The following is a 20,815-nucleotide window of genomic DNA, read 5'->3' as shown; positions in this document are numbered from 1 at the left end:
ACGATGTTCGAGCAACTGGGATTGATCGGCTGCGGCCTCATGGGCGGCTCTTTTGCGCTCGCGCTCAAACGCGCGAAGCTGGTGAAACGCGTGGTCGGCTACAGCAAGTCGCCGTCCACCACCGAGCGGGCACGCCAGCTCGGCGTGATCGACGTGGTGGCGCCTTCCGCGCTGCTCGCCGTATCGGGCGCCGACCTCGTGCTGCTGGCTGTGCCCGTGGCCGCATCGGAAGCCATGTTCAAAGCCATCCGCCACGGCATTTCGAGCGAAACGCTGGTGATGGACGTCGGCTCGACCAAGGGCGACGTGATCGAAGCCGCGCGCAACGGCCTGCAAAAGCAGTTCGCGAATTTCGTTCCGGCGCATCCGATCGCCGGCAAGGAAGTCTCGGGCATCGAGCACGCCGAAGCCTCACTGTTCACCGGACGCCAGGTTGTTCTGACGCCCGTCAAGGCCACGCTGCGCTCGAACGTGCAGCGGGCTTCGCAGGTCTGGAGCGGCATCGGCGCCCATGTCGTGACCATGACGCATGAAGAACACGACGCCGCCTTCGCCGCCGTGAGCCATCTGCCGCACCTGCTGGCCTTTGCATACACCAACGCCTTGACCGCGCAGCCGCAAGGCGACCGCTTCCTGAGCCTCGCGGGCCCGGGCTTTCGCGACTTCTCGCGCATCGCTGCGAGCGACCCGGTCATGTGGCGCGACGTGCTGCTCGCCAACCGCGAGCAGGTGCTGCTGCAATCGCAAGCCTTCCGAAAGGCACTGGAAGACCTCGAAGCACTGATGGCCGCCGGCGACCTGCAGGCGCTCGAACAATCCATCGCCGCCGCCAGCAAGGCCCGTGCAGCGTGGAAACCCAATTCGAATTCCGACGCCTCGGCCCAGCAGGATTCCTGACATGTTCTCGACGGCCTTCCTCGACCTTCCGCCCCTCACCGGCGCCGCCGGCACGGTCCGGCTGCCGGGCTCCAAGAGCATTTCCAACCGCGTGCTGCTGCTGGCCGCGCTCGCCAGCGGCACCACCACCATCCACGACCTGCTCGATTCCGACGACACGCGCGTGATGCTCGACGCCCTGCGCGCGCTCGGCTGCGGCATCGACCCGGCGCCGGCCGATAACACGCTGCGCATCACCGGCCTCGGCGGGCAACTGAAGCCCAACGCCACCCTGCTGCCGCTGTTCCTGGGCAACGCCGGCACCGCGATGCGCCCGCTGACGGCGGCCCTGTCGCTGCTCGGCGGCGAATTCGAACTGAGCGGCGTGCCGCGCATGCATGAGCGTCCGATCGGCGACCTGGTCGATGCACTGACTCAGCTCGGCTGCCAGATCGACTACCTCGGCAACCCCGGCTATCCGCCGCTGCGCATTCATCCGGTCGACCACAGCGACCTCGTGCTCGACGTGCCGATCCGCGTGCGCGGCGATGTGTCGAGCCAGTTCCTGACCGCCCTGCTGCTGGCGCTGCCGCTCGCGGCACGCAACGACATCGTGATCGAGGTGGTCGGCGAGCTGATCTCCAAGCCCTACATCGAGATCACGCTGAACCTGCTCGCGCGCTTCGGCATCGCGGTGCGGCGAGACGGCTGGGAGCGTTTCACCATTCCGGCCGGCAGCCACTACAGCTCGCCGGGCGACATCCATGTCGAGGCGGACGCCTCCTCTGCTAGCTATTTCATAGCACTTGGCGCAATTGCGACGGGCGTATCCGGACAAAATGGCATCCGAATCGAAGGCGTGGGCGTCGATTCGATCCAGGGCGACATCCGCTTCATCGATGCCGCACAGCAAATGGGCGCGCAGGTCGACAGCGGCCCGAACTGGCTCGAAGTGCGCCGTGGCGCCTGGCCGCTGAAAGCCATCGACCTCGACGCCAACCACATCCCCGACGCGGCGATGACGCTCGCCGTCATGGCGCTGTACGCCGACGGCCCCAGCACCCTGCGCAACATCGCGAGCTGGCGGGTGAAGGAAACCGACCGCATCGACGCCATGGCCAACGAGCTGAGGAAGCTGGGCGCCACGGTCGAGGCCGGCCCCGATTTCATCCGCGTGCATCCGCTGGCGCAGGGCGGCTGGCTGCCGGCCAGCATCCACACCTATGACGATCACCGCGTCGCCATGTGTTTTTCGCTCGCGGCGTTCAACCCGGCCCGGGTGCCCGTGCGCATCCTCGAGCCCCACTGCGTTGCCAAGACCTTCCCCGACTACTTCGAAACGCTGTTCTCGGTGGCGGAAGCCGCGGCGGTGCCGGTGATCTGCATCGACGGCCCGACCGCCTCCGGCAAGGGAACGCTCGCGGCCGAAGTGGCGCGCCTGCTGGGCTACCACTACCTCGATTCGGGCTCGCTCTACCGCGTGACCGGCCTTGCCATGCGGCGCGCCGGCCTGAGCGCCGATCCGCAGCACGAAGCGCAGATTGCCGCACTCGCGGCCGCCCTGCCCCTGCAGTTCACCGAGGGCAAGGTGCTGCTGGCCGGCGAAGACGTCAGCGACGAAATCCGCACCGAAGCCGCCGGCATGGACGCTTCCCGCGTCTCCACGCTGCCCGCCGTGCGAGAGGCCCTTCTGGCCCTGCAGCAGCGTTTTCGCCAGCTGCCCGGCCTCGTGGCCGATGGCCGCGACATGGGCACCGTGATCTTCCCGGACGCCACCCTCAAGGTCTACCTCACGGCCAGCGCCGTCCAGCGCGCCGAGCGGCGCCATAAGCAGTTGATTTCAAAGGGTATTTCGACTACACTCGACAGTCTTCGCTCCGACTTGGAAGCACGTGACGCCCGGGACTCATCCCGCAGCGTCGCACCTCTGAAGCCGGCGCAGGATGCGCGCCACCTCGACAACTCCCAGCTTTCCATCGAGCAATCGATCGATCAGGTGTTGAACTGGTGGCAGCAAGTACAGCCCTTCAAGTCCGCTTGAAAGGCTCGCGCCAACCGGGTGTTCCGGCTGGCGCATACCGCTCCAGCAGGCTCTTCTCGCGCGACAGCGCACCGGCCTTCTGGTTGTTCAACCAACCCGGGCACCAGCCCACAAAACCGCCGTCTCCAGACCCAACAGCAGCCGCACGCAATTTCGCATTCGCGCCTGCCAACCCTGCCTGACGGAAGGAACCATAAATGTCTGAATCTTTTGCCGACCTATTCGAAGAGTCCCTGAAGCGTTCCGAAATGCGCACCGGCGAGGTCATCACGGCCGAAGTCGTGCGCGTCGAGCACAACCACGTCGTCGTCAACGCCGGTCTGAAGTCCGAAGCGTATGTGCCGATCGAAGAGTTCAAGAACGACAAGGGCGAACTCGAAGTCCAGGCCGGCGATTTCGTTTCCGTTGCCATCGGCAGCGTTGAAAACGGCTACGGCGACACCATCCTCTCGCGCGACACCGCCAAGCGTCTGGCTTCGTGGCTCGCCCTCGAGAAGGCCCTGGAATCGGGCGACTTCGTCACCGGCACCACCAGCGGCAAGGTCAAGGGCGGTCTCACCGTCCTGGTCAACGGCATCCGCGCATTCCTGCCGGGTTCGCTGATCGACACGCGTCCGATCAAGGACCTGACCCCGTACGAAAACAAGACCCTCGAATTCAAGGTCATCAAGCTCGACCGCAAGCGCAACAACGTCGTGCTGTCGCGCCGTGCAGTGGTCGAAGCCAGCATGGGCGAAGAACGCGCCAAGCTGATGGAAACCCTGAAGGAAGGCGCTGTTGTCCGCGGCGTCGTCAAGAACATCACCGAATACGGTGCGTTCGTTGACCTCGGCGGCATCGACGGCCTGCTGCACATCACCGACATGGCATGGCGCCGTGTTCGCCACCCGAGCGAAGTCGTTCAGGCCGGCCAGGAAATCACCGCCAAGATCCTCAAGTTCGACACCGAAAAGAACCGTGTCTCGCTGGGTCTCAAGCAAATGGGTGATGACCCGTGGATGGGCGTTTCGCGCCGCTACCCGCAATCGACCCGCCTGTTCGGCAAGGTCACGAACATTGCCGACTACGGCGCGTTCGTCGAACTCGAACCCGGCATCGAAGGCCTGGTGCACGTCTCCGAAATGGACTGGACCAACAAGAACATCGCTCCGAACAAGATCGTCTCGCTGGGCGACGAAGTCGAAGTCATGGTTCTGGAAATCGACGAAGACAAGCGCCGCATCAGCCTGGGCATGAAGCAGTGCAAGGCCAACCCGTGGCAAGAGTTCGCGCAAAACACCAAGCGCGGCGACCGCGTCAAGGGCCCGATCAAGTCGATCACCGACTTCGGCGTGTTCGTGGGTCTGGCTGCCGGCATCGACGGCCTGGTTCACCTGTCGGACCTCTCGTGGAACGAAACCGGCGAAACCGCCGTTCGCAACTACAAGAAGGGCCAGGAAGTCGAAGCGCTCGTGCTGGCTGTCGACGTCGACCGCGAACGCATCAGCCTGGGCATCAAGCAGCTGGACAGCGACCCGTTCACCACGTTCACCACCGTGAACGACAAGGGCCAGATCGTGACCGGCAAGGTCAAGACCGTGGACGCCCGCGGCGCTGAAATCGACCTCGGCGAAGACATCCTCGGCTACCTTCGCGCCAGCGAAATCTCTCGCGACCGCGTGGAAGATGCTCGCAACGTGCTGAAGGAAGGCGACGAAGTCACCGCCATCGTCGTGAATGTGGATCGCAAGACCCGCAACATCCAGCTGTCGATCAAGCAGAAGGACATGGTCGACGAACAAGGCGCCATGGCCAACCTGAGCCAGCAGTCGGCACGCGAAAACGCGGGCACGACGAGCCTGGGCGCCCTGCTGCGCGCCAAGCTCGACAACAGCGACAACAAGTAAGCTGAGTCGAAAGGCAGAGCTGGCCCCAGGGGCCGCTCTGTCTTTTTTTTCGTCCACGTTTTCTCTGCTCTGGCCTATGACCCGCTCTGACCTCGTCGAAGAACTCGCAGCGCGCTTTGCGCAACTCACGCATCGCGATGCCGAATACGCCGTCAAGACCATCCTGGACGCGATGAGCGACGCGCTGGTGCGCGGGCATCGCATCGAGATCCGTGGGTTCGGCAGCTTCTCGGTCAACCGGCGTCCGCCGCGCATCGGCCGCAATCCGCGCTCGGGCGAGAGCGTGCAGATTCCAGAGAAGCGGGTGCCGCACTTCAAGCCGGGCAAGGCCCTGCGCGAGGCCGTGGACGCAAAGACCGCCGAGCTCGATGCCGGCAAGGAAGCCAAGGGCCGCAAGGCCTGATCGGCATGGTGACAAACGTAGAATGCTCCCGGCAACGGGAACGGCTATGAAATACCTCCTGTGGCTGCTCAAGGCAGCCATTTTTTTTACGCTCTTCGCTTTCGCGCTGAACAACCAGCACGACGCGACCGTCTATTTTTTCTTCGGCACCCACTGGCGCGCACCCCTTGTGCTCGTCGTGCTCGCGGCATTCGCCGGCGGGCTCGTGGTGGGCGCGCTCGGCATGCTGCCGGGCTGGTGGAAGCACCGCGCCGCAGCGGCGCAGTTGCCTTCCGCATCCGAAGCCCTGACCACCGCGGCACCGACGGCCGCATCCGCTTCTGCGGCAGTGCCGTCCATCTCCGCCACCGACCTTCCCGCCGTACGTCAACATGGACTTTGATCCCAGCTGGCTGCTGATCGGCCTGCCCGTCGCCTTCGTGCTCGGCTGGCTCGCATCGCGCTTCGACATCCGCCAGCTCAAGCTCGAAAACAGGCAAGCCCCGAAGGCTTACTTTCGCGGCCTCAACTTCCTGCTCAACGAGCAGCAGGACCAGGCCATCGACGCCTTCATCGAGGCCGTGCAGAACGACCCCGACACGCAGGAGCTGCACTTCGCGCTCGGCAACCTGTTCCGCCGCCGCGGCGAATACCAACGTGCCGTGCGCGTGCACGAACACCTGCTGGGCCGTGGCGACCTGAGCCGCAGCGACCGCGAACGCGCCCAGCACGCACTGGCGCAGGACTTCCTTCGCGCCGGCCTGCTCGACCGTGCCGAAGCCGCGCTGCAAAAGCTCGAAGGCACGCGCTACGAGAACGAGGCCCGACTCTCTCTGCTGGCCATCTACGAACGCTCGCGCGAATGGACCCAGGCCGCCGCCGTGGCGCAAAAGCTGGACGAGTCCGATCAGGCCAGCTACAGCACGCGCCGCGCCCATCATCTGTGCGAACAGGCCACCGAGCGGTCGGCGGCGGGTGACATGTCCGGCGCGGCAAAGCTGCTCGCACAGGCTGCCGAACTGGCACCACAGGCGCCGCGCCCGGCCATCGACACGGCCACGCTTCAGTTGCGCAATGGCGAAGCAGCCGCGGCCTTCGACACCCTCGTCGCCCTGAGCGACACCGCACCGCTCGCGCTGCCGCTGTATGCCGCCGCGCTGCAGCAAGCCGCCGTGGCGGCCCACCGCGAAGGCGAAGCGCTCGCGCTGCTGCAGCGGCGCTATGTCGAATCGCCATCGATCGACGTGCTGGAAGCGGTGATCGCGCTCGGCGGCACGCCGACCGCCACCGAACAAGACCAGGCGCCGACCCCGCGCGACGGCTACATCGCCCACCTCGCGCAGCAACCGTCGCTGGTCGCTGCATCGCGCTGGCTGGCGGGCGAGCGCTTCGAGCATGAGCAGTTCCATCCGCAGGTGCAGCGCGCGCTCGACCAGGCCACCCGCCCGCTGATGCGCTACCGCTGCGCGGCCTGCGGTTTCGAGGCGCACCAGTACTTCTGGCACTGCCCCGGCTGCCAGGCCTGGGACAGCTATCCGCCCCGCCGCGTCGAAGAACTCTGACCACGATTCTGAACAATAGTCACGCGGGGACTGGCACGCTTTCCAGGCGTCAACGCCCCGCTTCCCGAGTCCGTTGAGCCCGAGCCGATGCTTCTGTCGGCTATATCAACAATGAGGGAGTTCAATCAATGTTCAAGAAAATCCTGGCCGCCACGGCCCTGCTGTTCGCGGTCGTTTCGTTCGCCGCGGTCGATGTCAACAAGGGCACCGCCGCCGACCTCGACGGCATCAAGGGCGTCGGCCCGGCGATGTCCAAGCGCATCCTCGACGCGCGCAAGGAAAGCGAGTTCAAGGACTGGCCCGACTTCATGCAGCGCATCAAGGGCGTGAAGGAGAAGAAGGCGGCCAAGCTGTCGGCCGAAGGCCTGACGGTCAATGGCCAGGGCTTCGGCGGCGCAACCGCCGCGGCGGCCGCGCCAGCCAAACCAGCCAAGGCGCCGGCCAAGCCATAACGGCCACGGAATAAAAAAAAAGCCGCCCTCGTCAGGCGGCTTTTTCATGCCCGCAGCCCTCGCGGCCTTACCTCGGCAAGCGACGCTGCTCCGTCTCCGTCAGCCGCGCGCGCTGAGCCGGCGTCAAGGTGCCCTGCCCCAGCACCTGAAAGGCGCTGTCGGGGTCGTAGCGCACGCTGCGCTGCAGGCCACCCGCAGGCGGCAGGCTCTCGCTACCGCCCTTGTGTTCGGCGGGCAAGGGCTCCGATCCGAAGCCGAGCACCCGCACGGTGAAGACCGACGGCATCGCCTGGCGTGCTGCGCTGCGCTCGCGTTGCACCGCCTCCTGCGCGGCCATGGCCGCCTGCGAGGCCGCGGCACTGGCGGTGGTCAGCGCGCCGATGTTCACTGCCGCAGCCACCGGAATGCCCTTCGATTCGCCCTTCACCTGGATGTTGTCGGCGTTGAGCACCTGGGTCGCGATGAGGTTCAGGTTGCCCGCCACCCGCACGCCCGCGTCGCCGGCATTGATGATGCCCCGCGGCGCCACCAGATCGACGTCGCCATCGCCCACCGTGCCGATGCCGCTGCCGCTCATGTCCGACTTCTCGCGCACCACGGTCACGCCGTCCGGATCGGTCAGCACCTCGGGCGCCGAAGGCACGCGCACGGTCTTCGAGCCCTTGCCCGCATCGATGTCGCCCTTGCTCGACCAGATGATCTGGTCGCTGCCACGCGTGGTGGCTTCGGGCACGAAGGACAGGATGCGCGAGCGGTTCACCGTCACATCGTCCCTGGTGAAGATGCCGATGTGACCCGAGCCGAGCGTGACCAGGCCATAGCCGTCGGGCACGGTGGCGCCCAACGCCGCCACCTGCAGTCCACCGCCTGGCGTGAGCACGTCGATGTCGCCGCCGGCCATGGTGCGCAACATCAGCGTGTTGGCGGCCACGTCGCCCTTCCATGCATCACCGGGGAACAGCGTCTCGACCGCCGCGTAGCCGCGGTTGACCCCGCCGTTGCGCGGCAGGTCGTTGCTGCCGGGCTCGTTCTGGTCGCGGCCCGCATCGCGCAACTCGATCAGATAGATCTGGCGAATGAATTGCTGCTGCGCCAACGCGGGCAGCGCCTGAAAGCGTGACCACGCCTCCATGGGCGCCAGCGTCTCGCCGGTCATGTCCTTCATGTACGACACCAGACCGCGACGCACCGTCTTCACCTGCCCGCCAGCGCGCGTTTGCGTGAGGTCGGTGAGGTAGACCGGCAGCACGGTGCCGTCGGCTCCGCGCGTCTTGAGGTAGTCGGGCATGGCAGCCACCTTCGCGGGGTCGAGGTAGGCGGCCACGAAAGCGTCGTAGGCAGCGGGGCGGTTCATGCCCGCCATCACCGTGATCGTGGCGCCCTGGTCCGGCAGGCCCTTGATGCGGGTTTCGTCGATCGGGCGATTGGCGGTGTCGTAACCCTGGTTGCCCAGCGTGCGCACCTGCAGGTTGTCTGCATACACATCGCGCCCCGCGGACAGCAGCAGCGTGCCCGGGCCCTGCACGGACATGGCACCGGTGTCGAGGACGCCCGGGCCGTACGGGCTGCGCACCGGTGCCACCGCCAGGATGTCGTTGCCCGCTTCGAGCAGCGTCACGTCGCTCGGCCGCAGGTTGCGCGCATCGATGCGCATGTTGCGGATGTCCTTGCCCGCGCGCAGCCAGGTCTGCTCGCTCGCCATGACGTCGGCGCCGATGATGGAGCCGCGCGCCGCATAGATACGACTGGGCTCGCGGTCGTCGGCCAGCGCCATCGTCCGCAGGTTGCCCAAGCCCCGGTAGTACTCGCGCTGGTTGGTGGCAATGTCGGGGTCCCCCATCTCGTTGCGCAGCAAGGCGTCCAGATTGACGGTGAACAGGCCGCCGAGCGGCACGTACGGCGAAGGCATCATCGCCGGCGTCGCGCGGGCCATGATGACTTCGGCAAACGGCTCGCTCTTGTAGAGGCTGTTGAACTCGTACGACTGACCGAAATCCATGGCAGTCCGCCAGTTGGGGTTGCTGAAGCGCACATCCTGCTGCGCCATCAGCCGCACATCGTTGGTGGTTCCCGGCATCACGTACATCGGCCCCTGGATCTCCAGCGAGCCGTTCATGGCGGTGGCGCGGGTCAGCGCCGGGTAGCGATTGCCGCCCCGCCCGACCAGCCCGTCCAGGTCGGTGCTGGCTCTGGCCAGCGCCAGGTCGCGGAAGGCGAACGCCGCCTGGTTGACCAGCGTGATGTTGCCGCCCGTCGATGCCAGGCGAAGCGAGGTGCGGTCTGTGTAGCCGCTCATGTAGGCGCCGTAGTCCACCACGTGGCCGGTCAGGGCGTCGTAGCCGTCGCCGTAGCGCACCAGCAGCGGGTCGATCACCGCCTGCAGCCGCAAGTCGCCCGCGGTGCGCAGGCTCAGCGTGGCGTCGCCCAGCGCGAGCACGGGCGCGATCGGCAGCACCTGCGTCTTCTTGTCGGGTTTGCTGATGGTCAGGTCGAAGCCCGAGGTGGTCTCGCCGGCGGTGATCTCTGCCGTTCCGCGTCCCACGTAGTACTGGCCGCCGCGAATGGCACCGCCCGCGTCCACCGTCATCGCGCCGCCGTTGCGTGTTTCCATCGTCATCGCTTCGGCCTGCGTACGGCCGCCGCGCATGCGCATGTTGCTGGTCAGCGCCACCACCAGGTTGCCCAGGTCGCCGCCCGCGCGCACCGTCACGTTGCCGCCGCCGAAGGCGGCCACGCCTTGCTGGAACTGGCCGTAGTCCACCCACCAGCTCGATTGCTGGGCGCGTTGCACCACAGGCGTGAGAACGCCGTCGACATAGATGTAGTCCGTGACGTACTCGCCGAAGACGCGGTCCGCACTCAGGTTGCCCTGGCGGTTGAGCCACTGCACGAAGCGCTGGCCCGAGGGCTGCGCCACGATGCTGCCCTGCGCGTCGATGTCCAGGTTGCCGCCCGCAATGCCGTAGGTGGCATCGGGGCGGGCCGTGCTGAAGTCGCTCCAGGTGCTCGTGTCCTTGCGCCCTGCGGTGTAGATCACCGATTCCTTGTGCGCCAGGCGCAGGTCGCGCCCGGCGCGCACTTCGAGGTCACCGGTGCCGGTGCGAATCAGCTTGCCGGCGCCGTTGTCGAGATGGGGGTCGTCCTCGGTCGCCACCGCCGTGTTGGCCGTGCCGACGACGATGCTGCCCTGCCCCGACGCCTGCGCCGCCAGCGGCTTGAGCGCCAGCGCGTTGGCCGAGGCCATGTCGCCACCCGCCACCAGCCGCAGGTTCCACGACGGGCCTTCCTGCAGCACGCCCGTGCGGTCCGCCGCATCGAAGCCATCGCTCAGGTGGCCATTGACGAGCAGGTTGCCGCCCGCGCGCAGCGTGAGACTGCCTTCGCGCGCAGGGGCGAAGTCGCGCCACAGGTTCCAGTCGCTGGCCAGCGTGAGGTCGCCTGCGCTGCGGATTTCGATGCCGGGCATCACGGCCATGCCGGTGCCCAGTCGCGCGCGAATCGCGCCGGCGTGCGCCATGAAATCGCCGGCCTCGGCAATGGCCTGCGCCTTGACCGCATCGACCGTGTCGCTCTCGTAGACGCGCACGCCTTCGAGCACGGCCGAGCGGGCGCCGGTCACACTGGCGCGCAGATTCGCGACGGCCAGGTCGCTCTGGTCGGCATTGCGCGGTGCGCGCAACCGCACCGCACCGGCATCGCCGCCGGACACATCGATCAGGCCGCCGCGAATGTCGAGCTGCCCGCCCGCCGCTTCGAGCGTCACGCGACCGCTGCCCAGCGGGCCGGTCGCACCGGCCAGCAGTTGCGCGCCGCCCTGCATCGCCACACCGTTGCCGCCGGTGATGCGGATCGCACCGCCGTAGGCCGCGCGTGCATCGACGGTGCCGGTGACATCGACCTTGCCTTGATCGGCAGTGAGGCCGAAGTCTTCGACCATGGTGATGCCGTCCAGCACGATGTCGCCCTGGCGGATGCGGAACTGGCGCGAGCGGTTGAAGCCGGCGTCGTTCAGGCGCCGGCTGAATCCGGCGAAGTCGGGCAAGGTGGCGATGTCCAGCGAGAAACTGCCGGCCTTGCCACGCGTACCCGCACTGCCGCCGGCCTGCGCGGCAATGCCACCGTCGAGCACCACGGTGCCGCCGTTCGCGGCCACCAGGCTCAGGGTGCCTGCGCTGCCGCCGGCCGGGTGCGCGGCCAGGTTCAGCAGGCTGCCGGCGTTCAGGCGCACGTCTCCGCCCACGGCCGACAGATTGATGCGGCCCGCGTCGGCGTATTCCGCCACGTCGAAGAACTGCTTGGCGAAGCCGCCGACATCGATCTGCCCGCCATCGGCAACCACGAGGCTGCCGCGTGTCGCGCTGATGTCGACGGTGCCACCCAAGGCCACCGCGCGGGTGCCCAGCAGCACGCTGCCGCCGCTCAGACTCAGGCGCGCGCCAAGGCTGTCCTGCAGGTTCTGGTTGCTCACCGCGGTGCGCGCGGCGCCGTCCCCCACGACCTCCAGAGCGCCTTGCGTTGCGACGGACTGCGCGGCGCCGCCACGGCCGGTCAGCAACGGCGTGCGCAGCGTGAGCGCGCTCACACCGGCGTCCACACCGCCACTGCCTTCGCCCACGATCTGCTCGCGGCCCGCCAGCGCGACGGCACCGAAGCCGGTGAAGCGCTTCTGGCCAGCGCCCAGCACCAGCGTCGATGCGTCCAGCGTGAAGCGGCCGGTGCCTGCGCCCGCACTTGTCCCCCCCGCATCGCCGAGCGTGTTCAGCAGCGTGATCGCATCGCCGCGAATGGCAATGTCGCCCGCACCACGGCCGGTGAACGCCGCGCCATCGAAGGTCAGCGAGGCCAGGCCCGCCGCCCCCATATCCATCGACCGATAGAAGTCGAAGCTCGAATAGCTGCGCAGCGTCAGGCGTGTCGACTGGGCCAGTTGCGCCAGCCCGGTGCTGTCGAGCACCATGCCTTCGGTGCCGCCGCCGAAGCCGATGCGCCCGGACGACACCGACAGGTCGGTGCCGGAAATGCGCGCCGAGCCGGCCAGTTCGGTGGTGCGCGTGGCGTCGATCAGCAGCGACGCATCGCCGCGCAGCACCGCGCCCTCGCCGATGCGCACCAGGCCGCCCTGCGTGATGTCGACGTTCTGGCGCAGCGCCTTCACGGCGTCGCCCGTGGCCACGCGGATCAATGCGCCCCAGTCGCGCGCCGGCGTGATGAGCACGTCGTCGACCGCGTCCTTCGCGTCGATCACGCCGTCGTTGTTGTCGTCCAGGTTGCCGTCCGGGTCGGTGTAGACCGCCGCGACCTGCGGCGTCACGATGAGGTTGCCGGTGCGCGACGAACGCACGCCCTTGGCGCTCACGCGGCTGCCCGCATCGACCGCCACTTTTCCGGTGGCAGCCAGCACGATCTCGGGGCCGAACAGCTCCGAGCCCTCGTCGTTGCGCACCACGATGTCGGTGGCAGTGACGTTCACGCGCATGCCGCGCGGATCGCCGGTGCGCGTGCCACCCACCAGCAGGCTGCCGGCGCCGAAGTTCGACAGGCTGGTCGCGTCGATCACCAGGTAGCCGTCGGCCTGCAGCGCGGTGCCATCGTGCCCCGCGCCCACGATGGCGATCTTCTGCCCCGCGATGTCGACCAGCCCACCGCGCCCGCCGGCGTCGGCCTGCGAACGCAGCGTGCCGTCCAGCGTGAGCCGTCGCGTCGCATCGAACACCACCCAGCCGCCGTCGCGCGGCAGGCGCGGCGTGACCACGTCCTGGCCCGTCATGCGGTACTGCGTGAGGCGGAAGGCATCGGACGAGAAGAAATCGTTGGCGAAGGCCTCGTTGTATTCGGTGTACTTGCGCAAGGTGCCATCGGACATCACGCGCCAGGCGGAAGGCACGGCGTCCTGCTTGCCGCTGTAGGCGTTGCCGGCCTTGCCCTGCATGACGATGCTGCCGTCACGCGTGCTCACACCGCCCGCGGCGGGGCCGGCCCACGCGGTGCCGGTGGCCTGCACGGCAAAGGCACCGGGCAGCATGGCGTAGCGCGCCGGCAGCAGCGTGTACCAGCCGGCTGCAAGGCCGCCACCGCCCGCGAGCCAGACGCGCTCGCCGGCCGGCATGGCGCTCGAAGGCGCCGCGCTGCTGTGGCCGGGCAGCACCGCGTACATGCCGCGCGTGGTCAGCACGTCGTGCGAGCCGCCGGGGCCGGGCACGAATTCCCAGGCGTAAAGGTCGCCGCCGCCGGCAATGTCGACCACCGCGCCCTTGGCCAGGTCCACGTTGGGCGACTTCATCGTGATGCGCTTTTCAGGCGGTGCCGTGAGCGAGCCGACGAACGGCGTCAGGCTGTTCAGCGGCTGCGTGGGGTCGTGCCAGTGCTCGTCGTTGGTCAAGATGCCGTAGGGCACCACCACGCCCTTGCCCGACACCGAAGTGATGCTGCCCGCACCCAACGCGAGGCGGTCGGTGGCGTTCAGCTCGATGGCGCCATGCGGCGCGCGAAGCACACCGTTCTGCTCGATCACCGGCGCTTCCAGCCGCAACGTGCCACCCGCCGACAGCGGCACAGAGCCCGCGTCGCGCAGGCGCTCCACGGTGATCGACTGGCCGGCGCGAACCGCGGCGGTCGTGGCCGTGGCCGGATAGACCTGCCCGGCCTTCAGCACCAGTTGCCCGTCCACGTCCAGCCCCACCCGCAGGCTGGAGTTCGCCGTGATCTGCTCGGGCAGCGCGCCGCCGAAGCGGATTTCGTCGGCGGCCATCACGGTCGTGCCGAAGCCGGCGATGCGGGCACCGGCAGCACCACCCAGTGCCTCGCGCCGGACTTCGAGCAGGCCGGCCGACAGCGTCAGCGCGCCGCCCAGGCTTGCGGGGTCGCTCCACGGCTTCGCGGTGTAGGGCGAGACCGCGTCGAGCGTCAGGCGCGAGGCGGACAGTTGCGCGCTGCCGCGGTTGCCTCCGTTCGTGAGCGTGCCCGACAGATTGAGCGCGCCGCGCACATCGATCTTCACGCCGTCTCCCAGCGTGATGGTGTTCGACTTCAGCGAGACCGCGCCGAAGCCGCCCCGGCCCAGCGAACCCGATGCAATGCGCATCGTGGGCGCCATCTGCGTGTCGGGAATGACGATGTGCTTTGTCGCCGCCGCATCCGAATAGAAGTAGCGGTTGAGCAGCTCGACCACCGGCTGCTCGATGAACGGGTCCATCTCCCACGGCTTGATGCTGCGCGCGGAGCCCGGCGCGTTGAGGTCCGTCACCACTTCCATGCCGGTGCCGATGGAGGTCGTCAGGTCGAGGATGGCCGCTCGCATGTCCTGCGTGAACTTGATCGGCGTGGTGCCGTACTCGTTGTACAGGTCGAGGTTGGGAATCGAGAGGTACGAGTTCGCGCTCTTGATCTTGCCTGTGACCGGATCGCGCCAGAAGTAGGTGCGCGACGGCAGCTTCACCGGCGCACCATCGGCGCCGCCCACGTCCACGATCGTCAGCGCGCCGCCGGCGGCCGTTGCACCGCCCGCGTGGCCGCGCATGTCGGCGCCGACCTTGCCGGCCCCGAAGATCCGGATGCTGCCGCCGTCGCTGTCGCGCGTGACCGCATGGAACGAGGGCCCGCTGAAGCGCTTGTAGGTCAGCTCGTCCACCTCGCCGCTGGTGCCCGACACATCGATCAGCGCGCCGGGGTCGAGCGACAGGGTTGCCCCGCTCACGCCGTTGCCCAGCACGACGTCGCCGCCGCGCAGCACCTGGCCGACGCGGTTGCCCATGGCCTCGGGATAGATCGCTGCAACACCGCGCGCCGTCAGGCTGGCGCCGGACGCGAGCGTGATCTCTTTCGCGGCAAGGTCGATGCGGCCTGCGGGCGCGTCCAGCGCGCCGTTCACGGTCAACGAACCACCCGCAGCGGTCATCGCCAGCGTGCCGCCCACGTCGGTGCGCAGCGTGGCGCCCGCGCCGATGTCGATCGAGCCCGCCGTCACGTTCAGGCGAATGGCCGCAGGGGCGCGCTTCAGGCGCTCTTCCAGCCGCAGCGTGCCGACCGGTGCGCGCGCGGCCAGGCTGTCGCCCGTGGCGATGTCTTGATAGGCGAAGGTCCGCAGGTCGATGCTGCTCACCGAAGGCGCCACCGTCACGCCCTTCGGCACGGTGATGCGGCCGTCCGCCGTCGCGCTGGCGACGACCGACACATCGCCGAAGCCGCGATCGCCGTACAGCGTTGCGGGCAGCACCAGCACCTCGGGCGTGGCCGCCTCGCCGCCGATCTGCACCGGCGACCGGGTTTCGAGCACGAGGCGCCCCGCCGAGCCGGCCGCATGCGCGCGAATGTCGAAGCCCGAAAGATCGGTGGCCGCCGTCAGGCCGCTCAGCGTGAGCGAACCCGCATCGCCCACGCGCAGCGAGGGAAGGTTCTTCTTGTTGATGTCCACGCGCCCGCCGCCCGACACGTCGAGCACCGCGCCCGGCTCTGCCAGCAGTTTGCCCACGCCCAGGTTGATCGTGCCGCCGTCCATGGCCCAACGCGCCGGCGCCATGCCGTCGCGCCAGGCGTTGATCCACTGCCCGCTGGCGTCGAGCCGTCCGGTGGCCCCCATGCGCAAGGTGCCGTTGATCGCACTCAGCGAGATGTTGCCGCCGGCCGCGCGCAGCGTGCCGTCGATCTGCATCGGATTGGCCGAGCCGTCGCCACCGCCCGCGACGAACGACGCACCGGGCGACAGCTCCACCACGGCCCCGCTTTCCAGCACGAAGCCGAAGTTGCCGGCCAGGTTGAACACCAGCTTGCCCATGCCCGAGCGGCTGAGCACGTCGTCCGAGAGAAAGGTCACCTTGCCTGTCGCGTTGGATGGCGCGCCGGGTTCCGGCTGGGCCTCGTAGTTGCGGTCCAGGACCGAGCCGGCGTGGAACTCGGCCGCCAGCCGGTGCGGCTCGTGGCTGATGACCACGCGGTTCGGCGACCAGGGCCGGTCTTCGGTGCTGCCACCACCGAGCTGCAATTGGCCGCCGACGTTCTTCGACGGCTGCTTGCGCTGCCGCTCGCCCACCACCACGCCGCCGGCGTAGTCGCCTTCGAGCACCATCGCATCGCCCGCGAAGATCTGCACGGTGCCCGCCTTGCGGCCTTCGATGTAGCCGGCTTCCACCGCGTCGCGCCCGATGACCGGGCTGCGCCAGGTGTTCGACACGCCCCAGCGTGCGTGTGCATTCGTGTAGCGACCCGCAAGGCCGGTGTACTCGCCATCGGGCATGGCGCGGTCCATCGTGTAGACCCGGCCGTCCGCGCCCATCAGCTTGGTGACGGTGTTCATGCCGTCGAGGTAGCGCACCGAGCCGCCCGACACGTCGATCAGCGAGCCCTCGCGCGTGATCACCGAACCGCCGGCCCGCAGCTTGATGGAACCGGCATCGGCCGAAAGCTCCTTCAGGTCGGTCTTGCCGACACCGACCCAACCCGTCACGTCGCCCAGCGGCGTGCCGGCCCAGGCGCCGGGTATGTAGCCGCCCGTGGCGTTCTTCACCCACTCGACGCCGGCCATCGGGCCGCCCTCGAACACACCGCTCACACGGCGGTCGACGATCACCTTCTTGCCGCGCACCCACGACTCGATCAGCAGCGGCGAATCGCGCAGCTCGTTGATGCGCAGCTCGGCTTCGACGAAGTTGCGCGACATCGGCACGATGCGGCCCTGCAGGCCCGCCACGCTCAGATAGGCGCCGCGGTCCAGGTAGATGCGGCTGCCGTCGCGCAGGCTGTCGGGCTTGAAGTACGGCAGTTGGGTGGACAGCGGATTGACCGCCGACTCGATGTTGATCGAGCCTGAGGGCACCAGCACGCCGGCACCCGGCCTGGCTTCGATCAGTTGGCCGTACAGGCCGATCCAGCCCGGCCGGTAGCGCGTGGCCAGTGCCGTCGTCTCGATCTCGCTGGTGTCGGTGACGTCGGGCAGCACCTGCGTGACGCTGCCCTTGCCCAGCGTCAACGTGCCGGCCTGCCAGCTCAGCAGCACGTCGTGGGTGTCGCTGTTCTGGTAGGCGTGGGTGCCTTGCCCCCAGGCACGCAGCAGGATCGAGCCGTTGCGATTGCCCAGCGCGGTGGTGGAGGCCACCACGCCGTCCTGATGAATGTCGCGCGCCTGCAGCGTCACGTTGCCGCGCTCGGACAGCACGATGCCGGAGTTGGTCACGTCGTAGCCGACGGCGGCGGCACGCGCCGTCATCTCGGGCAGCACAATCTTGGCCAGCGCCTCGGTGTAGGCCGGCGTGTAGGGGTCGGTGCCGTCCCTCAGCGCGTTTTCAAGATGCGTCCAGGCAAAGGCCCAGCCGGGCACGGCCGAGGCCGCAACGTCCAGCCCGCGCACGCCGTTCGTGTCGTTGCCCTTGGCCGCGTTCAGGTAGATGTTCTCGCCGGCGGCCAGGATGACCTGCCCATCGGGCGCGAACAGTGCGCCCGCGTTGCTCACCTTGGGCGCGAACAGCATGAGTTTGCCGCCCGGCGTGGTTCGCAACTGCGCGCCGGCCTGCACCTGTACCGCGCCCGGCGCCGCGCCGGGCACGAAGCGATCGACACCGCCCAGCTTGTCCGGCGCACCGCCGCTGCCCGCCTCGAACCCGTAGAGGCCGGGCGCGCGCGCCGCGAAATCGCCGAACTGCGGAATCGCGAAATCGTCGGCCTGCCCGGAAGCGTCCTTGTAGACCTGGGGCTTGTTGATGCCGAGGTTGAACTGCTTGTCCGACAGCGCCAGGCTCGATGCCACCAGCGTGCGCGTGTTCACCTGGCTGCTGCCGGTGAAGACGATGCCGTTGCGGTTGACCAGGTACACCGAGCCGTCGGCCTTGATCTGCCCCGCGATCTGGCTGGGCCTGCCGCTCGGGTCGTTGATGCGGTTCAGCGCGATCCATCCGTTCGAGCCGTCCGGCTTCGCACCGCCCTTCTGGTCGAACTGCACCGTGGTGTTCTTGCCCACGTTGAAGCTCTCCCAGTTCAGGATCGCCTTCTCTGCCGTCTGCTCGATGCCCACCACCGTGCGTCCACCGGCGGCCGTCTGCACCGGCGCCCTGGCGTTGAGCCAGCCGGCCGTCAGGCTCTGGGTGTCGACCTTCAGCCCGCCTTCGGCCAGGCCGTCCGGAATGCCGGAAGCCCCACCCAGTGCCGCCAGCCGCGCGGCTTCCTGCGCCGCCTGCTGCGCCGCGATGCCGCGTGCCGCGAGATTGAGGTTGTCGATCGAGCGCTGCAGTTGCGCGCTGTCGCGCTGCTGCTGGGCCATCGGGTTGGTGAGACTCGATGCCGGCATGCCGTTGGGCAGACGGCCCGTGGCCAAGGCCGTGTTCTGCATCACGTTCTTGTTGGCGAACCACGCGGCGCCCAGCGCCTGCTGCGCCTGCGCGCCGTCCATCGCGCCGCCGGCCGCCAGCATCACCGCCAGCGCACGCGCCAGCGGCTTGAGGCGCCACCTGTCGACATCGTGGCGCGAGGCGTGTGCTGCCCGCGCACGGCTGGTGGATGCTGGCTTCATCGGGGCAGGATGCAGGGTCGACATGACAGATTTCTTTCGGTGACGGTTCGGGCGTGCGACAGGAAGCAACGACCGGCGCGCATGCGCCCTGTCGCTGTGCCTTAGACGGATGCCGGCATCGAAAGCTGTACGGAAATTTGCGGAATTCGCGCGAAGCGGCCCGCCGGCGCTGCACGCGCGGCTGCGCTGCTCAGGGAGCGGGCGGCCCGAAAGAAAATGTCGGCAGGGGCCGCTGAAAAGCGGGGTGGCTCACCTCAGCGCTTGGCGTCTGCGGATCGCGAATCCTCAGAAGCTGCGGTTGTAGGTGAACAGCAATGCGGCCTTGCCCAGTGGCGCGATCTGCACCGAATCCTGCTTCGTGATGCGATAGCCCAGCGCCGGAATCACCAGCGGTGAAAAGCCGCCGAAGTTCAAGGGCACCTTGTTCTTGTACTGGCCCACGTAGCCGTACATCAGGCCGACAGTCAGCTTGGCGTAGAGCGAAGGCTGATCGAACAGGTTGTCCCAGCGGTAGCCGTAGTAGGCATAGGCGCTCGGCTGCCCGAAGGAGTTGCTGAAGAAGCCGGCGCCCCACAGCCAGTTGTCGGGCAGGTGGCGCTCGACCCCGATCAGATAGACGCTGCGGTGTTCCGGACTGTGGCTCCAGTGATAGGCGTACGGCGAGATCGTCAGCTCCCACTTGTCCGCGCTGCCGATGCTGCGGTCGATCGGTGCGGATGATGCGGAGGGCGCGGACGATGCGGGCTGCGTCTGGGCTTGAACCTGCGGCGACTGCAGCGCGGCCAGGCCGATCAGCGCAAGCGAAGCCAGATGACAATGGCGCGGGGAAATATTCATGTTGGATTCCTTGTTTCACCTCCCTCCCGGTCAGTGGCCAACGCATTTGCTCTTGTCGCAGCGCATGAAAGCAGCGCCGCTCCAAGCCTTGAGGCAACAGAGGCCGTCCACAAACAGGAAAGCCCCTCACGGGGCTCTCGAACAGGGTCGGTGGCCGTACTTCATCTCACGGCAATACGCGTTTTGGCAGTCATGACTTTAGATGGCGAAGTGCCGGACTTCCTGAATCCATTCTGAAGTTTCGCCCTCAGCTCAACACCACGATCGCGCCCGGCAACGACGTGGCATCGAGCCTGAACAGTCGCTGGATCTGCGCAATGGCCTTGTCGAGATCGCCGATGTGGAATCGGCCGCTCACCGGCCTGTCGCCCAGCGAGCGCGCGAGCAGCACCACGCGGCCTGGCCGGTAGCGGTTGATCTCGGCCACCACCTGCGTCAAGGCGGTCTTGCGAAAGCTCAGGATGCCTTCGCGCCACGGCGACAGTTCAGCGGCGTCGATCTGCCGCACCGCCCCCATGGCGAGCCGGTCGTACACCACCTGCTGCGACGGCATCAGCGCAATATCGCTCCCGCCGGTGGCCACGCGGACCTGGCCTTCGATGCAGGTCACGCAGATGCCTTCGGCCAGCCGCCGCACCTCGAAGCGCGCGTCCGTTGCCGACACACGGCCTTCGCTGGCCACCACGGTGAAGGGCTGCGCCGCGCGCAACGCGTTGACCGACACCTCGCCGTCGATCAGGTCGATGCCTTGCGGCTGGCCGTTGGCCGCGCGCACGCCCAGGCTGCTGCGCGTGTTCATCTCCACGGTGACTGTGGGCGTGAGCGCGAGCTTGCGCTGTTCGCCGACGCCTGTTCGGAAATCCGCCTGCAGTGCCTGCACCGAAGGCCACAGGTCCAGCGGTGGCCGCACCAGCGCCACGCCGATGGCCGCTGCGGATGCCGCGACGGCGCCGCCGAGGAACATGCGCCGCGGCAACGGCAGGGCCGCCGTGTTGCCCATGGTGCGCAACCGTGCGAGTTCGGGATCGGCATGGCTGGCCAGGGTGGCGGCGGGCAGCAGCTCGCGCCATTGCCGGTGCGCCTTGCGGAACGCCTGCGCATGGGCTTCGCTGATGGCGCACCAGTGCTTCAGCGCGCGCGCATCGCGCGGCCGCGCGGCGCCCGACGCAAGGCGACGCACCCAGGCCTGCGCCTGTGCATCGAGCGCATCGGGGGCCTGCTGGCGCGGGCCCGGATCGCGGGGCACGGTCATGGACACGGGCCGCTCCGGGACCGGGACATCGAC

10 protein-coding genes are annotated in these 20,815 nt (G+C 68.1%); 7 read left to right on the top strand and 3 right to left on the bottom strand.

Annotated elements, in window-relative coordinates; translation table 11 throughout:
• Positions 1 to 3: 3 nt before the first annotated feature.
• The 7 genes from H7F35_RS21275 (at position 4) to H7F35_RS21245 (ending at position 7,199) form a co-directional block, all read left to right on the top strand.
• The gene (locus H7F35_RS21275; RefSeq protein WP_187108571.1) at positions 4 to 897 is read left to right on the top strand and encodes a prephenate dehydrogenase; all 894 of its coding nucleotides are present in this window, start codon (positions 4 to 6) and stop codon (positions 895 to 897) included.
• Between the two features lies 1 nt (position 898).
• Entirely contained in the window at positions 899 to 2,917 is a 2,019-nt protein-coding gene (locus tag H7F35_RS21270) for a bifunctional 3-phosphoshikimate 1-carboxyvinyltransferase/cytidylate kinase (protein ID WP_187108570.1), read from the top strand.
• Positions 2,918 to 3,114: 197 nt separating this feature from the next.
• Positions 3,115 to 4,803, top strand: coding sequence for a 30S ribosomal protein S1 (rpsA, locus tag H7F35_RS21265; protein WP_187108569.1), 1,689 nt, complete (start codon positions 3,115 to 3,117; stop codon positions 4,801 to 4,803).
• Positions 4,804 to 4,879: 76 nt separating this feature from the next.
• Entirely contained in the window at positions 4,880 to 5,206 is a 327-nt protein-coding gene (locus H7F35_RS21260; RefSeq protein ID WP_019654766.1) for an integration host factor subunit beta, read from the top strand.
• Between the two features lie 46 nt (positions 5,207 to 5,252).
• Positions 5,253 to 5,588, top strand: coding sequence for a lipopolysaccharide assembly LapA domain-containing protein (locus H7F35_RS21255; RefSeq protein ID WP_187114356.1), 336 nt, complete (start codon positions 5,253 to 5,255; stop codon positions 5,586 to 5,588).
• Entirely contained in the window at positions 5,578 to 6,747 is a 1,170-nt protein-coding gene (gene lapB / locus H7F35_RS21250; protein ID WP_187108568.1) for a lipopolysaccharide assembly protein LapB, read from the top strand. Before H7F35_RS21255 ends, lapB begins: the two co-directional genes overlap by 11 nt.
• Positions 6,748 to 6,875: 128 nt before the next feature.
• A complete protein-coding gene (locus tag H7F35_RS21245; protein ID WP_187108567.1) occupies positions 6,876 to 7,199 on the top strand; it encodes a ComEA family DNA-binding protein in 324 nt (107 codons plus the stop codon).
• A 67-nt stretch (positions 7,200 to 7,266) separates the two neighbouring features.
• Here H7F35_RS21245 and H7F35_RS21240 read toward each other — a convergent pair whose 3' ends face one another.
• From H7F35_RS21240 to H7F35_RS21230, 3 genes are all read right to left on the bottom strand, one after another.
• Positions 7,267 to 18,693 (bottom strand): filamentous haemagglutinin family protein, encoded by an 11,427-nt coding sequence (locus H7F35_RS21240; RefSeq protein WP_187108566.1) that lies wholly within the window; start codon positions 18,691 to 18,693, stop codon positions 7,267 to 7,269.
• Between the two features lie 285 nt (positions 18,694 to 18,978).
• Positions 18,979 to 19,530 carry a hypothetical protein gene (locus H7F35_RS21235; protein WP_261803292.1) on the bottom strand — a complete coding sequence of 184 codons (552 nt, stop codon included), beginning with the start codon at positions 19,528 to 19,530 and terminating at the stop codon, positions 18,979 to 18,981.
• A 247-nt stretch (positions 19,531 to 19,777) separates the two neighbouring features.
• The gene (locus tag H7F35_RS21230) at positions 19,778 to 20,782 is read right to left on the bottom strand and encodes a FecR family protein (protein ID WP_187108565.1); all 1,005 of its coding nucleotides are present in this window, start codon (positions 20,780 to 20,782) and stop codon (positions 19,778 to 19,780) included.
• Between the last annotated feature and the right edge of the window lie 33 nt (positions 20,783 to 20,815).

It is taken from the genome of Variovorax sp. PAMC26660 (assembly GCF_014302995.1).
GTDB lineage: Bacteria > Pseudomonadota > Gammaproteobacteria > Burkholderiales > Burkholderiaceae_C > Variovorax.
This window is presented reverse-complemented; position numbering and strand designations above follow the sequence as displayed.

Coding starts and splice junctions, on each gene's coding strand:
- H7F35_RS21270 (WP_187108570.1), top strand. CDS start 899: ATGTTCTCGACGGCCTTCCTCGACCTTCCGCCCCTCACCGGCGCCGCC.
- H7F35_RS21235 (WP_261803292.1), bottom strand. CDS start 19,530: ATGAATATTTCCCCGCGCCATTGTCATCTGGCTTCGCTTGCGCTGATC.
- H7F35_RS21245 (WP_187108567.1), top strand. CDS start 6,876: ATGTTCAAGAAAATCCTGGCCGCCACGGCCCTGCTGTTCGCGGTCGTT.
- H7F35_RS21240 (WP_187108566.1), bottom strand. CDS start 18,693: ATGAAGCCAGCATCCACCAGCCGTGCGCGGGCAGCACACGCCTCGCGC.
- rpsA (WP_187108569.1), top strand. CDS start 3,115: ATGTCTGAATCTTTTGCCGACCTATTCGAAGAGTCCCTGAAGCGTTCC.
- lapB (WP_187108568.1), top strand. CDS start 5,578: ATGGACTTTGATCCCAGCTGGCTGCTGATCGGCCTGCCCGTCGCCTTC.
- H7F35_RS21230 (WP_187108565.1), bottom strand. CDS start 20,782: ATGACCGTGCCCCGCGATCCGGGCCCGCGCCAGCAGGCCCCCGATGCG.
- H7F35_RS21255 (WP_187114356.1), top strand. CDS start 5,253: ATGAAATACCTCCTGTGGCTGCTCAAGGCAGCCATTTTTTTTACGCTC.
- H7F35_RS21260 (WP_019654766.1), top strand. CDS start 4,880: ATGACCCGCTCTGACCTCGTCGAAGAACTCGCAGCGCGCTTTGCGCAA.
- H7F35_RS21275 (WP_187108571.1), top strand. CDS start 4: ATGTTCGAGCAACTGGGATTGATCGGCTGCGGCCTCATGGGCGGCTCT.